11 protein-coding genes are annotated in these 13,764 nt (G+C 59.7%); 6 read left to right on the top strand and 5 right to left on the bottom strand.

Annotation, left to right across the window (positions count from 1 at the left end):
• The first annotated feature begins 149 nt into the window (after positions 1 to 149).
• Positions 150 to 1,313, top strand: a complete 1,164-nt coding sequence (locus IT763_RS12490) for a M20 aminoacylase family protein (RefSeq protein ID WP_206194759.1) — start codon at positions 150 to 152, stop codon at positions 1,311 to 1,313.
• A gap of 30 nt (positions 1,314 to 1,343) precedes the next feature.
• Positions 1,344 to 2,654 carry an MFS transporter gene (locus IT763_RS12485; protein WP_049299387.1) on the top strand — a complete coding sequence of 437 codons (1,311 nt, stop codon included), beginning with the start codon at positions 1,344 to 1,346 and terminating at the stop codon, positions 2,652 to 2,654.
• Between the two features lie 76 nt (positions 2,655 to 2,730).
• Here the strand turns inward: IT763_RS12485 and IT763_RS12480 are convergent, their stop codons facing one another.
• Both IT763_RS12480 and gloA read right to left on the bottom strand, forming a co-directional pair.
• Positions 2,731 to 4,665: an exoribonuclease II gene (locus IT763_RS12480; protein ID WP_206194758.1), complete on the bottom strand. Its 1,935-nt coding sequence runs from the start codon at positions 4,663 to 4,665 to the stop codon at positions 2,731 to 2,733.
• Positions 4,666 to 4,852: 187 nt separating this feature from the next.
• Positions 4,853 to 5,380 (bottom strand): lactoylglutathione lyase, encoded by a 528-nt coding sequence (gene gloA / locus IT763_RS12475; protein WP_016927543.1) that lies wholly within the window; start codon positions 5,378 to 5,380, stop codon positions 4,853 to 4,855.
• A gap of 99 nt (positions 5,381 to 5,479) precedes the next feature.
• Between gloA and IT763_RS12470 the strand changes: the two genes are divergently transcribed.
• Positions 5,480 to 6,334, top strand: coding sequence for a LysR family transcriptional regulator (locus IT763_RS12470; protein WP_033640155.1), 855 nt, complete (start codon positions 5,480 to 5,482; stop codon positions 6,332 to 6,334).
• A gap of 15 nt (positions 6,335 to 6,349) precedes the next feature.
• Here IT763_RS12470 and IT763_RS12465 read toward each other — a convergent pair whose 3' ends face one another.
• Entirely contained in the window at positions 6,350 to 8,656 is a 2,307-nt protein-coding gene (locus IT763_RS12465; protein WP_016927545.1) for an FdhF/YdeP family oxidoreductase, read from the bottom strand.
• Positions 8,657 to 8,938: 282 nt separating this feature from the next.
• Between IT763_RS12465 and dacD the strand changes: the two genes are divergently transcribed.
• Entirely contained in the window at positions 8,939 to 10,108 is a 1,170-nt protein-coding gene (gene dacD, locus IT763_RS12460; RefSeq protein WP_206194757.1) for a serine-type D-Ala-D-Ala carboxypeptidase DacD, read from the top strand.
• Between the two features lie 65 nt (positions 10,109 to 10,173).
• A complete protein-coding gene (locus IT763_RS12455) occupies positions 10,174 to 11,079 on the top strand; it encodes a LysR family transcriptional regulator (protein ID WP_004930593.1) in 906 nt (301 codons plus the stop codon).
• An 87-nt stretch (positions 11,080 to 11,166) separates the two neighbouring features.
• Here the strand turns inward: IT763_RS12455 and IT763_RS12450 are convergent, their stop codons facing one another.
• Positions 11,167 to 11,715, bottom strand: a complete 549-nt coding sequence (locus IT763_RS12450) for an inclusion body family protein (protein ID WP_015378018.1) — start codon at positions 11,713 to 11,715, stop codon at positions 11,167 to 11,169.
• A 462-nt stretch (positions 11,716 to 12,177) separates the two neighbouring features.
• A complete protein-coding gene (locus IT763_RS12445; RefSeq protein WP_049299384.1) occupies positions 12,178 to 13,362 on the bottom strand; it encodes a carboxymuconolactone decarboxylase family protein in 1,185 nt (394 codons plus the stop codon).
• Positions 13,363 to 13,379: 17 nt separating this feature from the next.
• On the opposite strand from IT763_RS12445, the gene IT763_RS12440 reads away from it, so the two are divergent.
• Complete coding sequence (locus IT763_RS12440; RefSeq protein ID WP_049299383.1) at positions 13,380 to 13,637, top strand: hypothetical protein; 258 nt, start codon at positions 13,380 to 13,382, stop codon at positions 13,635 to 13,637.
• The last annotated feature ends 127 nt before the right edge of the window (positions 13,638 to 13,764 follow it).

The raw sequence follows: 13,764 nt of genomic DNA, 5'->3' as shown, positions 1-13,764 counted from the left end.
TTTATCTGGGTGCGGCGTTTGTCGGCTTATTATTTCATCTGTAGAGGTGTGCCGGAATAAAATGGCACGCATCGTGTTATACCTTTATTTTCATCCGCCTGTTTATTCATTCATTAAATAAATAATAGGGAAAGAAAAGGGATTTAATTATGATAAATAAAGTTATTGAAGGGTATTTACCGCAGCTCACGGCGATTCGTCATGATATTCACCAGCACCCGGAGCTTGGCTTCGAGGAGTTTCGTACCAGCGATTTGGTGGCGGATTATCTGAGTTCGTGGGGGTATGAGGTGCACCGCGGATTGGCGGGCACCGGCGTCGTCGGTACGCTGCGAGCGGGCGCCGGTGCGAAGCGTCTCGGGCTGCGCGCCGATATGGATGCGCTGCCGATCGAAGAAAACAACGGCAAATCCTGGAGCAGCAGCGTGCCCAACCGCATGCACGGTTGCGGCCACGACGGCCATACCACCATGTTGCTCGGCGCTGCGCGTTACCTGGCGCAAACCCGCCGCTTCAATGGCACGCTGCATCTGATTTTTCAGCCGGCGGAAGAGACGCTGGGCGGCGGCGCGTTGATGGTGGAGCAAGGGTTATTCGAACGCTTTCCCTGTGACGCCATCTTCGCCATGCACAACATGCCGGGTCTGCCGGTGGGCGAGTTTTTCTTCCGTCACGGCGCCTTTATGGCTTCGACGGACCAATTCGTCGTTACCGTGCAAGGCTGCGGTGGGCACGGCGCTATGCCGCATCTGACCGTCGATCCGGTGCTGGTGGCCTCGCATATCGTCGTCGCGCTGCAAAGCATCGTCTCGCGTAATACCGATCCGCTGGAGGCGGCGGTGATCACCGTCGGCAGCATTAAGGCCGGTGAGGCGGCCAATGTTATCCCGGACAGCGCGGAAATGCGGCTTAGCGTGCGATCGCTGGGGCGCGAGTGGCGAACAACGCTGTTAACGCGCATTCCTGCGCTGATTCAGGCGCAGGCGCAAAGCTTCGGCGCCACGGCAATCGTGAACCACATCAACGGCGCTCCGGTATTGGTTAACGATGAGGCTATGACGCGCTTCGCGCATCAGGTGGCGCAGCAGCAGTTTGGTGCCGCGCGCGCGCACTACGGCGCTAAGCCGCTGATGGGCAGCGAAGATTTCACCTTCATGCTTGAGGCGCAGCCGCGGGGGTGCTATCTGCTGATCGGCAATGGCGACGGTGAAGGAAGCTGTATGGTGCATAACCCGGGATATGACTTTAACGATGAATGCCTGGCGGCGGGCAGCCATTATTGGGGCGCGCTGGCGGAAGCGTATTTAAAATAAGTCAGAAAAATAATAACAGGGAAGATAATAATGAGTGAAAATACGGCGGTGACGCAATCAGAAATAAACACGCCGTCGAAGGCGGGCGGCAAGAAAGTGATATTTGCCGCCTCCTTCGGTAATGCGCTGGAATTTTTCGACTTCGGCATTTATAACTTCTTCGTCATTTATATTAGTGTGCTGTTCTTTCCGCCGTCGAGCGATCCTAATCTGGCGTTGCTGCTGGCGTTCGCCACGTTCGGCGTCAGTTTTATTATGCGGCCTCTGGGCGGTATTTTGATCGGCGCCTATGCCGATCGCCGCGGCCGCAAACCGGCGATGATCCTGACGATTTCGTTGATGAGCCTGGGTACGGCGATGATCGGTTTTGCGCCGACCTACGCCAGCGCCGGCTATTGGGGAACCGTCACGCTGGTGGCGGCGCGCCTTATCCAGGGTGTGGCGGCGGGTGGAGAGGTGGGGGCGTCGATGTCGTTGCTGGTGGAGTCGGCGCCGCCTAATCGGCGCGGCTTCTATTCCAGCTGGTCACTGGCGACGCAGGGTATCGCCAGCGTGATTGGCGGTGTGACAGCGCTGGGGTTGAGCGCCGCGCTGCCGCTGCTTTCGGGCGAACCGAACGCGATGGCTGAATGGGGGTGGCGCATTCCTTTCTTTATCGGCGTGGCGCTTGCTCCGCTCGGTTGCTGGCTGCGCCTCGGGCTGGAAAGCGACCGTCCGCCGATGCCGCGCACTCAGGAGCCGCCTGCGCAGCTGCGCCGGCACTCGCGAGCGGTGGTACTCGGCGTGATGTTGACCATCGGCGCCACGGTTGCCACGTACATTTCTATGTATTATCTCGGTACCTTTGCGGTGAAGTATCTGGGCATGGCGCAGACTTACGGCTATGCCGCGATGCTGCTGGCCGGGATCATCACTTTCGGCGGCAGTTTGCTGGTTGGGGGCTGGTGCGATCGCTATGGCCGTCTGCCGCTGATCCGCTGGGCGCGGATCGCCATTTTGCTGCTGGCGTTGCCGGTTTTCTGGTTGCTGACGGTGGCGCCGTATCCGGCGGTGTTGCTGAGCGTGGTTGCGCTGATGGTTGGGCTAACGACGTTGGGGTCTGTTCCTACGCTGTTGGTGATTTCCGAGCTGTTTCCGCAGCGCGTGCGCGCGCTGGGGTTTGCGTTGGTTTATAGCCTTGGCGTCGCAATCTTCGGCGGCTTTGCCCAATACATCGCTTCACAGTCGATCGCACTCAGCGGTTCGCTGCTGGCGCCCGCCGGCTATCTGATGTTGGCGACGCTGATCTCGCTGGCCGCGTTGCCGCTGTTGCGTGAAACCGGCGGCGATCCGCTGCGCTAGCAGACGCGGGGCAAAAAAAGCGCCGGCGGTTTTCACCGCCGGCGCTTGACGCTTGTTACCGCACGCTATCCTACCGTCAGACCGCAGGGCGGGCGATCACGCTGCGGGTTTCCATGCGCACTTCAGCGATGGTGACCTGCAAGGTGTCGCTTTGGCGGTAAACCACTTCACCTTTGATCTGCACGGTGCCGGTTTCCTGGCTGCACTGCATCTCGTCACGCACTGCGTGAATGAACGGCGCCGGGATGAAGGCAACCGCGCCGTTGTCCAGCAGGCGCACACGCAGGCCGCCACGGGTTACGTCGATAATCTCGGCGTTGAAGCGGGTATCGGTGCCGGCCTTGTCCTGCAGGAAGCGGGCGTACAGCCAGTCGCCGACGTCGCGTTCCGCCATGCGGTTCAGGCGGCGGCGCTCCGCCAGCTGCACCGTCACGTCATCCTGCGGTTTTTCCGCCGACTGCTGGTTGATGATCGCCTTCAGCAGGCGGTGGTTGACCATATCGCAGTATTTACGGATCGGCGATGTCCAGGTGGCGTAAGCCTCCAGACCCAGACCAAAGTGTGGCCCCGGCGTAGTGCTGATCTCGGCGAAGGTCTGGAAGCGGCGGATGCGGCTGTCGAGGAACTGGGTCGGCTGCGCGTCCAGGTGGCGGCGCAATTCGCAGAAACCGTCGAGGGTCAGCAGCTTCTCGGCTTCGGCTTCGACGCCGTTGGCCTGCAGTACGGTGACCGCTTGCTCAACCAGCGCAGGATCGAAACCGGTGTGCACGTTGTACACGCCGAAGCCCAGGCGATCGCGCAGCACGATGGCGGCGCAGACGTTGGCGGCGATCATGCATTCTTCAACAATACGGTTGGCGCTGCGGCGCTGCTCGGTAACGATCTCCAGCACGTCGCCTTTTTCACCCAATACGAAGCGGTAGTCCGGGCGATCTTTGAATACCAGCGCATGCTGGTGGCGCCAGGCGTTACGCGCGTCGCAAACGCGTTTCAGCAGGGTGATCTGTTGCGCGATGGCGTCGCTCGGCGGTTGCCAGCCGGCAATGCCGTCCAGCCAGTCGGAGACTTCGTCGTACACCAGTTTGGCTTTGGATTCGATCTCGGCGGCGAAGAACTGAATATCTTCGCCCAGCGCGCCGTCGGCGGCGATGGTCACGCGGCAAGCCAGCACCTGACGGCGCTCGTTAGGGCGCAGCGAGCACAGGTTGTCCGACAGATCGCGCGGCAGCATCGGGATGTTGAAGCCCGGCAGATAGTTGGTGAAGGCGCGCACGCGGGCGATATCGTCCAGCTTGCTGCCTTGCTCGACATAAGCGGTCGGATCGGCGATGGCGATGGTCAACTGCAGCGAACCGTCACCGTTGTCGGTCACGTACAGCGCATCGTCCATGTCTTCGGTGCTGGCGCTGTCGATGGTGACGAATTCGAGCGCGGTCAGATCTTCACGCACCAGCGCAGCGTCCGGCTCGCTGAGAGCCTGCATCTCCGGCGCCTCTTTTTCCAGATTGTGACGCGCCAGCGTCACCCACCACGGGGCGAAATGGTCTTCACCGTCGGTGATAAACTGGGTCAGGTCGGCGTTGAAGCCGCGATCGCCTTTCAGCGGATGACGGCGCATTTCCGCCACCGCCCAGTCGCCGGCCTGGAAGTTGTGGGTCAGTTCACGCACCGGGCGGCACGGAATCGCCTCTTTCAGCAACGGATGATCGGGCACGATGGACAGGCGATCGTCGCGCTTTTGCACGCGGCCGACGAAGCGCGACAGGAACGGTTCGACCAGGGTTTCCGGCTCGGCGATTTCGCGCTCTTTCTCGGTGTGCAGGGTGGCGATAATGCGATCCCCGTGCATGACTTTCTTCATGTACGGCGGTGGAATGAAGTAGCTTTTTTGACCGTCTACTTCAAGAAAGCCAAAGCCTTTCTCAGTCCCTTTCACGACGCCTTCAACGCGCGGGGTCTGAGAGTGAAGTTGCTGTTTAAGCTGCGCCAGCAGCGGGTTATCTTGAAACATATCGTCCAGTGAATGGGTTGTGAGTGGCAAGATTTGCGGCTGACAGTTTTACGCGAATCACCCGCTGCGAGCAAGCCTAACGTCACGGAACCCCGCGTTGCCGCGCGATTTTGCGCAAGAATGGTCAATCGAAGGGCGAACGATGAAAAACCCCGGCGCGCAGGCCGGGGTGAAAGGCGTGGGACAATCAGTCCCGCAGCGGCGTCGGCTGCAGGATTTCAATCCAGTAATCGTCCGGATCGCGAATGAACGCCACGTAGTTCATGCGGCCTTCATGCAGGCGTTTCTGGAAGGTGACGCCCAGGCGCTCAAACCGCTCGCAGGCGGCGCGCACGTCCGGCACCGTGACGCACAGGTGGCCAAAGCCGCGCGGCTCGCCGTTGCCGTTGTGGTAATGGAAATCCGCCTGATTTTCGGTGCCGTGGTTATGGGTCAGCTCGAGAATGCCCGGCTGGCTCAGCGCCCAGCGTTTGCGTTCGTCGTCATCCTGCGGGATCTGCTCGCGCGGGCTGCGCGTCAGGTAGCAGATGGTGAAGGCGGCTTCTTTGAACTCTTCCAGATAGACCGGGGTAAAGCCCAGCACGCGCGTATAGAAATCCAACGCTTTGGTCAGGTCTTTCACGCGGATCATGGTGTGGTTGAACACGTAACCGTCGGTTACCGTATCCGGTTGGGCCGCCACGCCGGGCAGCGTCAGTAAGTCATTCAGTGGCATCAGTGATCCTCCTCAGGGTGTCGACAGACTGTAGGTGAAATCGATGCTAATCTAAAGTGATTGTTTTTAAGTAAAACGCTAACTAAAAGTGAAGGATAGATGAAGCTGAGCCAGCTGAAGTTTTTCTGCACCGTGGTGGAACACAAAACCATCGCCGCCGCCGCCCGTGAGCTGCACTGCGTGCCTTCCAACGTCACGCTGCGGCTGCGCGAGCTGGAAGAGTCGCTGGGCGGCGAGCTGTTTTTCCGCGACAAGAACCGGCTGTACGTGAATCCCAAAGGCCGGCTGTTCTACCAGCAGGCGCGCGACATCGTGGCGCAGGCCGAGCGCAGCAAACAGCTGTTCGCCGGCGAGCAACAGCATGGGCTGCTGAACCTCGGGGCGCTGGATTTTTCGCTGGTCAGTCACTTGCCGGCGCGCATCGCCCGGCTGCGCCGTTTACAGCCCCATTTGCACATCAACGTGCTGAGCCGCGACTCGCTGGTGCTGGAACGCATGTTGATCGACAGCGATCTCGATCTGGCGATCACCGACGGCCCGATTGAGCATCCGCTGCTGGCCAGCCAAAAGGCGTTTGACGAACGGCTGGTGCTGCTGATGCCGGCGGATGTCGGGCAACCCGACGCCGCCACGCTGGCGCCGCTGGAGTTTTACACGTTCAGCCGCGAGTGCTCGTTCCGGCTGAAGGTCGATCACTGGCTGGCCTCGCGCGGGCTGAAACCGCGCATGACGCTGGAAATGGAATCTTATGCCGCGATGGCAGCCTGCGTGAAGGATGGTTGCGGCGTCGCCTGCGTGCCCGGCTCGTTGCTGCCGCTGATCTTGCCGGCGCCGGGGCTGAAGGTGGTGGAAATGGGCGAGGAGGGCGTGAGCGATCTCTATTTCGTCTGGCGGCGGCATCAGCTGTCCGAGGAATTGCAGACTATCCTGGAAATATTGGCGCGCCCGGCGTGAACCGGGCGCGCGTTTTCAGGCGATGCGCAGCGACGGTTGCTGCTCGCTGCGGCGAATCGCCACCGGGATCGACTTCGACGTCGGAGTGCCGGTGCCGTCGCCGAAGCTGGCCAGCGGCACCAGCGGGTTGGTTTCCGGGTAGTAGGCCGCCAGGTTGCCACGCGGAATGTCGTAACTCACCAGCTTGAATCCATCCACCTTACGTACCACGCCGTCGTTCCACAGGGTTTCTATCTCTACCCGTTCGCCATCCTGCAGGCCCAGCGCCGCCAGATCTTCCGGATGGATGAACAGCACTTCGCGCTGACCGTAAACGCCGCGGTAGCGGTCATCCAGACCATAGATGGTGGTGTTGTACTGATCGTGCGAGCGCAGCGTCTGCAGGGTAAACGGCGCTTGCTCGCCGCCCAGCTGCGGGAACAGGGTGGTCGGCAGCGCGGCGTCGCTGAATTCCGCCTTGCCGCTTGGCGTGGCGAAGCGCAGTTCGGCGGCGGCATTGCCCAGGTAGAAGCCGCCGGGTTGCTCGCAGCGCCGGTTGAAATCCTCGAAGCCGGGAATGGTGGCGGCGATGTGATCGCGGATCAGCGAGTAGTCGTCGGCCAATTCCAGCCAGTCCAGCTGTTGCGTACCCAGCACGGCGTCGGCGATGCCGCAGACGATCGCTGTCTCCGAACGTTGAGTGTCCGCCAGCGGTTTGCCGATGCCTTCCGAGGCGTGCACCATGCTGAACGAGTCCTCGACCGTGATGTACTGTGAGCCGCTGGCCTGCATGTCCAGTTCGGTGCGGCCGAGCGTCGGCAGGATCAGCGCGTCTTTGCCGGTCACCAGGTGGCTGCGGTTAAGCTTGGTGCTGATATGCACCGTCAAATCGCAGTTGCGCAGGGCGCGGGCGGTGCGCTCGGTGTCCGGCGCCGCGGCGGCCAGGTTGCCGCCCAGCGCGATCAGCACTTTCACTTCGCCGCGCAGCATCGCTTCGATCGCTTCCACCGTGTTGTGGCCCAGCGCGCGATTGGCGGTGAAGTTAAAGTGGCGTTCCAGGCTGTCGAGCAGCGCCTTCGGCGACTTCTCATCGATCCCCATGGTGCGGTTGCCCTGGACGTTGCTGTGGCCGCGTACCGGGCACAAACCGGCGCCCGGTTTGCCCAGTTGCCCGAACAACAACTGCAGGTTGGTGATTTCACGCACCGTTGCAATAGAGTGCTTATGCTGAGTCACGCCCATCGCCCAGGTGCAGATCACCCGTTCGGCGCCCTGGTAGGTGGCCGCCGCCTGGCGCAATTGCGCTTCGCTCAGGCCCGATTGCGCGGTAATGGTCCGCCATTCGGTGGCGTCCACCTGCGCCAGATAAGCCTCTACGCCGACGCTGTGCCGTTCGATAAACGCCAGGTCAAACAGGGCGGGTTCACCGGCGGCGAGGCGCTGACGGTGGGTTTCCAGCAGGGCTTTCACCATGCCGCGCACCGCCGCCATATCGCCGCCCAGATTCGGCTGGTAATAGGAAGAGCTGATCGGCGAGGATTTTGGCGTCAGCATCTGCACCGGATCCTGCGGATCGGCGAACCTTTCCAGCCCACGTTCGCGCAGGGTATTAAAGCTGACGATGCGCGCGCCGCGTCGGGCGGCGTTTTTCAGGCTGTGCAGCATGCGCGGGTGGTTGGTGCCGGGATTTTGACCGAACACGAAGATGGCGTCGGCCTTTTCGAAGTCATCGATGCGAATGGTGCCTTTGCCGACGCCGATGCTCTGCTTCAGCCCAACGCCGCTCGCTTCGTGGCACATATTGGAACAGTCGGGGAAGTTGCTGGTGCCGAGCATGCGGCCAAACAGCTGATAAAGATACGACGCTTCGTTGCTGGCGCGGCCCGAGGTATACAGCTCGATCTGGTTCGGGTTGTCCATGCCGTTGATGTGTTTGGCGATCAGCGCCAGCGCGTCCGGCCAATGGATAGGCTCATAGTGGTCGGTTTCGGCGTTGTAGCGCATCGGATGGGTGAGACGCCCTTGATACTCGAGGAAATAGTCGCTCTGCTGCTGCAGGGTGCTGACGCTGTGGGCGGCGAAGAACTCAGGCTCCACGGCGCTGCGCGTCGCTTCCCAACTGACCGCTTTGGCGCCGTTTTCGCAAAAGCTGAAGGTGCTGTGATTGTCGTCGCCCCAGGCGCAACCGGGGCAGTCGAAGCCGCGTGCCTTGTTGACGCGCATCAGGTTGCGCATGTTTTTTAGCGTTTGTTTACTGTCGAGGACAAAGCGGGTGGTGGCTTCAAGCGAACCCCAGCCGCCCGCCGGGCCGGTATAAGGCTTGATTGACGGTTTGAATTTCATGGTGACACTTCGCAGGTGGTTGTAGCTAAAAAGTAAACGCTTTTTTATGCGTTTTGCGTATTTATGTCACAAGTTTAGGAGCGCGGCAGGCGGGCGTCTAATCGAATGGTGCAATGGCGGCATAGAGCATATCTATCGCAGATGGATGTTGACCTAAACAAATGGTTGCATAAAGACACCCGCTGCAAAAGAGTAAAGGTTTCGTCTGAAAGTGAATTCATGCAGTCTATCTCGCGGATTATATTGGCATTTTATTTAGCCTGCGGGCCTGAGGAACACAGCGTGAAGCGTTCAGTATCAGTAGTGATCGGTGGTATGTTATTGCCTTTGGCGGCGCAGGCGGCGGAAATGACGCCTCATTTTCCCACCATGACGCCACCGGCGATAGACGCCGCCTCTTACGTTTTGATGGATTACACCACCGGCCAGGTGCTGGCCGCCGGCAATGCCGACGAGCGGCGCAATCCGGCCAGCCTGACCAAACTGATGACCGGCTTGGTGATCGACCACGCGCTCGACCAGCACAAGATTGGCCTCGACGATGTCGTCACCGTGGGGAAAGACGCCTGGGCGCAGGGCAACCCGGTGTTCAAAGGCTCCTCGCTGATGTTCCTGAAGCCTGGTGACAGGGTCACTGTTCGCGATCTCAGCCGCGGCATCATCATTGATTCCGGCAACGACGCCTGCGTGGCGATGGCGGACTATGTGGCGGGCAGCCAGGCCAACTTCGTCAAGCTGATGAATGAGAAGAGCGCCCAGCTGGGATTGCAGAACACCCATTTTGAGACGGTGCACGGGCTGGATGCGCCAGGGCAGTTCACCACCGCCGGCGATCTGGCGGTGATCGCGCGCGCCATCATCATGAGCGAGCCGGCGGAATACCACATGTACAGCGAGAAATCGCTGACCTGGAACGGCATCACGCAGCAGAACCGCAACGGCCTGCTGTGGGATAAGACTCTGCACGTCGACGGCCTGAAAACCGGGCACACCGCCGCGGCCGGCTTCAACATCATCGCCTCCGCCACCGAAGGAGATCGCCGCCTGATCGCCGTGGTGATGGGCGGCAAAAGTTCCAAAGGCCGCGAGGAACAGGCGCGTAAGCTGTTGACGTGGGGGCTGCGCGACTTTACCACGGTGCACCTGTTCAGCGCCGGCCAGAGCCTGGGGGACGAACCGGTCTGGTACGGAGAAAGCCACCGCTTGCCGGTCGGCAGCGCGCAAGAACAGTCGCTCAGCCTGCCGAAAAGCGAGGCGGACAAACTGAAGGCGCAGTACGTGATCAATGCCGCGCGGCTGGAAGCGCCGATCAACAAAGGACAAACCGTTGGCGAGATCCGCATCAGCGATAATGGCCAGGTGGTGAAAACCCTGCCGCTGGTGGCGCTGCAGGCGGTGCCGCAGGGCGGCGTGTTCTCGCGCCTGATGGATTACATGAAGCTGAAGCTCTGACTCACCGGGCGAGCGACGACGCCCGGTGGTATACTGAGCGCGAATGCCGATCATTGAGCCGCGCTATGGATATTAAACAACTGATTTATTTGTGTAATTTAGAACGGGAACGCCACTTCGGTCGGGCGGCGGAGGCCAGCTTCGTCAGCCAGCCGACGCTGTCCATGCGATTGAAAAACCTGGAAAAAGAGCTGGGCGTTTCGCTGATTAACCGCGGCAACCATTTCGGTGGTTTTACCGCCGAAGGCGAGCGGGTGCTGGCGTGGGCGCGTGAGATTGTCTCGGTTTACCAGGGGCTGAAGCTGGAGGTGGAGTCGCTCAAGCACGGTTTGCACGGCACGTTGCGCCTTGGCGTGGTGCCGCAGTGCAGCATCTCGGTGGCGGAAATGCTCAAGGCGGTCAGCGAGCGTTATCCGCATCTTGATTACCGGCTGGCGGTGCTGAGCGCCGATCAACTGCTGGAGGCGTTGACGGCGCATACCGTCGACATCGGCATCGGCTTTTTCGAGCTGTCGACGCTGAAGGAACTGCATTTTCAATCACAACCGCTGGTGGAAACCGGCGTTGAGCTGGTATTTCATCCGCAACACTTCCCTAAGCTGGTGGGCGACACACCGTTGCCGCTGGAGGCGGTGGCCGCCTTGCCGCTGTGCCTGGCCGAGCCGACGCGGTATTTTCGCCGCTATCTCGATCAGCATTTCCGCGACGCCGGGTTGACGCTGCACCCGCGGCTGGAAACCGCTTCGATCTTCCAACTGCTGGAAGGGATTTTCGTCGGCCTGGGTTGCGGGTTGTTCCCGCGCGGCCAGTTGCAATCGCCGCTGATGCCGGAACTGCAGCGGCGGCCGGTGGCCATCGCCGCCATGCCGCGCCATGCGGCGGTGGTGGTTGATATGGCGGAGCGCGCCACGCCGTTGGCGCAAAAATTCTTCGATGCCGCCAGCGAGTGGCTGCGTCGGCAAAAGGAATAGAGACGTTTAAGTTTATCCGATGTTCCCCCATGATTATGGCCCCACGGGGCCATAATCATGTTTTCTCTAACGGCCGATGAAATCATGTTAATTACTGATGGTAATGGTCGGATCCCAATAGAAATAACCCAGTAATTTCTGATCGCCGCCGTTTGGCCGATAATAAAGGCCAAATTGGATGCAATAGTTTTCCGTGCCGGTATTGGTAATGTCCGCCTGTATAAACCAATAGGTTTGGTTGGTGAAGCTGACGGGGAATACGGTATTTTGCGCCGGCATCATCGAGCTGCGGGTATACATTTTGAAGGTCGGGTTGGAGAAAACCTGGGTGCCGCTGCCGAACTGCGGCAGCCCGTAGATCAGCACGCTGGCGTCGAAATTGGCGGATTCCGAGGTGCCGGTCCAGCGAATGACGTCGCCGACATTGGCTTTAAAATTCAGGTCCGCCGTACCGGAGCCGCCGATCACCTGTTCGGAGGTGACGACCATATAGGCGTATTGATGGCCAATGCCCGTCGGGTTGCCGGCGTCCTGGCTGGGGTTGTTATTCTCGAATGCTTCTATCAGGGCATCGGTATCGATGACGACAATCACGTTAACGATACTGTTGCTGGATTTAAGTTCTTGTTCAGACATAGGGTTACCTCACAATATTTTTTTTGCTGTGATAGAAAATTAAAATAATGGGAATAACGGCGAGCGTTTATCTTTGTTGAATATTTAAAAGGGGGCATCACAACGCCGCTATCGGCTTAATCATAGAAACGAAATAGCAAGACGACCACTGCTGAAAGGTTAGGAGTGTTAATGAGTTCATCTATTAATTAGCAGGGTTAAAACCTTGTTTTACTGCTTATGCGATGAGAACGGTTACAGAATTGAGCGATGGCGCAATCTGCCTATTGCTTTGTTTGCAGACATAATTTTGACGAACCCTGTTTTTCGCCGATGCTAGAACAAAACGAATCATAATCCTGATAAATGAAGTGTGTTTGGATTTTTGCTTTATCAATTTATATTTTGGTGAAGTTTTTCGCCGAAACAGAGAAGGGTGAGTTAACGGCGAAGGACGCTAGCCGTCAACTCAGTGATGACAGATCACGGCGCCGGTTGCGCCGGTTCCGCATCGCCCAGCGTTTGGCGCAGGCGATTTTCCCAGGCGTAGAGCGCGGCGGTGAGGATCACTTCCAGCGCCTGCGCCTGATTCAGGCCGCTGTTGAACAACGGCTGCACGCTCTGCGGGGTGAACTTCTCCGGTGCGCGAGTCAGCTCGGCGGCAGTGCGCATCACCGCGAGTTTTACCGAGTCTTCGGTATACGCCAGTCCCTGAGGCAGCCCGGCGAACAGCGCCTGAACCAATCCCTCATCCTGCAATTCTTGCGCGACGGTGGCCGCGCAGTAATGGCTGCCGTTGATGCGCGAGACCGCCAGCGTCGCCAGCGCCTTCAGGCGGCTCGATAACCCATATCCTTCGGCATTGATGCCGTTGAACACCCCGTTACGCTCGCGCAGTGCGGCGGCATCGTGCGCCAACAGCAGATAATAAGATTCGGCGCGCGCCTGCGGGTGGCTCTGATCCAGCACATCAAGCTGTTCGGCGGCGGCGGCTTCCGTGTCGATTGGCGGCAGACGCGCGGTCCAGCTTAACTCTTCGGCACTGAACGCGACGCCATCGGCGTCTTCGACGTTAGGGAAGCCGGGCACCACCACCGCCGGCCGGCCGGCCAACGCCGCGACACCCGCGACCACGCGCGCCTGATAGCTGACAAAACCGATCACCTGCGAAAAGGTGACGATATCCGCCGGGCTCAGCCCGACGTCGGCGAGCTGTTGCAGCGCCTTGCGGCAAATCAGCGTGGGCTGGCTGGCAAGCTGGCGGGCATATTGGGTGATCTGAGCAAGGCGGATATTGCTTTCCCGGGAGGCGTCCGGGCTGTGCAGAGGGGCGAGGCGAGCGGCGTAGTGGCTACAAAGCGATTGCACGCCCGTCACCTGAGCGACGGTCAACGCGGTGCTGAGGCGATCGTAGGGTGACAATGTCACGTATCGTGACAGCGGCACCTGGTCGGGAAACAGGGCATGGTAGCCGGCCAACGAGGCGCTGAACACGCCGGCGCGAGCGCTGAGCGCATTGTTTAAGGCTTCATCGGCGAAGGCGCCCAGCCCCAGCAGAAAGCGATCGCGAAGGGTGGCCGCCTGCGGTTCCAGCGGCGCATCGCCCCGCACGCTGCTTTGGGTTTCGTGATACCACTGGGCATTATGTTGTCGACGGAGTCGTTCCATAGGGTCAATCCTTAATCATGATCAACAGCCGCCGCTGCGCGCGGCAGCGTCGGCTGGACAAAGAGGCAACATGCCCGCAGGCGGGGCGAAAGGCGGTTTTAGCGCAGCTCATCACAGCAGAGGGCGTGGCCGTAAACAGAAAAACCGGCTGCCAACGTGAGCAGAAACTGCGTAAGGCGGCGATGGTGAATGCTGTTCATCAGTGCGATATCCTGTCGTATGAGAAGTGCAACGTAGGGGATATCCTCACCGATCGCCCTGGCGAGATAAAATAATGTTACGGACTAATCAATAACTGAAAGGAATAAAATATAAGGATATATAACAAGAATGTAATTTGTATGTGCGTTTTCTTGCTAAGCGGCAGGCGCGTACCGCAATAAAAAACCCGCCGCAGCGGGT

The organism is Serratia sp. CMO1, from assembly GCF_015689115.1.
Classification (GTDB): domain Bacteria; phylum Pseudomonadota; class Gammaproteobacteria; order Enterobacterales; family Enterobacteriaceae; genus Serratia; species Serratia marcescens.
The sequence above is the reverse complement of the archived record's forward strand: the minus strand, read 5'-3'. Positions and strand labels throughout refer to the sequence as shown.

Excerpts from the sequence above, each read along its gene's own strand:
- IT763_RS12440 (WP_049299383.1), top strand. The coding sequence starts at position 13,380 with ATGATCAACAGCCGCCGCTGCGCGCGGCAGCGTCGGCTGGACAAAGAG.
- IT763_RS12480 (WP_206194758.1), bottom strand. The coding sequence starts at position 4,665 with ATGTTTCAAGATAACCCGCTGCTGGCGCAGCTTAAACAGCAACTTCAC.
- IT763_RS12490 (WP_206194759.1), top strand. The coding sequence starts at position 150 with ATGATAAATAAAGTTATTGAAGGGTATTTACCGCAGCTCACGGCGATT.
- IT763_RS12470 (WP_033640155.1), top strand. The coding sequence starts at position 5,480 with ATGAAGCTGAGCCAGCTGAAGTTTTTCTGCACCGTGGTGGAACACAAA.
- IT763_RS12455 (WP_004930593.1), top strand. The coding sequence starts at position 10,174 with ATGGATATTAAACAACTGATTTATTTGTGTAATTTAGAACGGGAACGC.
- IT763_RS12485 (WP_049299387.1), top strand. The coding sequence starts at position 1,344 with ATGAGTGAAAATACGGCGGTGACGCAATCAGAAATAAACACGCCGTCG.
- IT763_RS12445 (WP_049299384.1), bottom strand. The coding sequence starts at position 13,362 with ATGGAACGACTCCGTCGACAACATAATGCCCAGTGGTATCACGAAACC.
- IT763_RS12465 (WP_016927545.1), bottom strand. The coding sequence starts at position 8,656 with ATGAAATTCAAACCGTCAATCAAGCCTTATACCGGCCCGGCGGGCGGC.
- IT763_RS12450 (WP_015378018.1), bottom strand. The coding sequence starts at position 11,715 with ATGTCTGAACAAGAACTTAAATCCAGCAACAGTATCGTTAACGTGATT.
- gloA (WP_016927543.1), bottom strand. The coding sequence starts at position 5,380 with ATGCCACTGAATGACTTACTGACGCTGCCCGGCGTGGCGGCCCAACCG.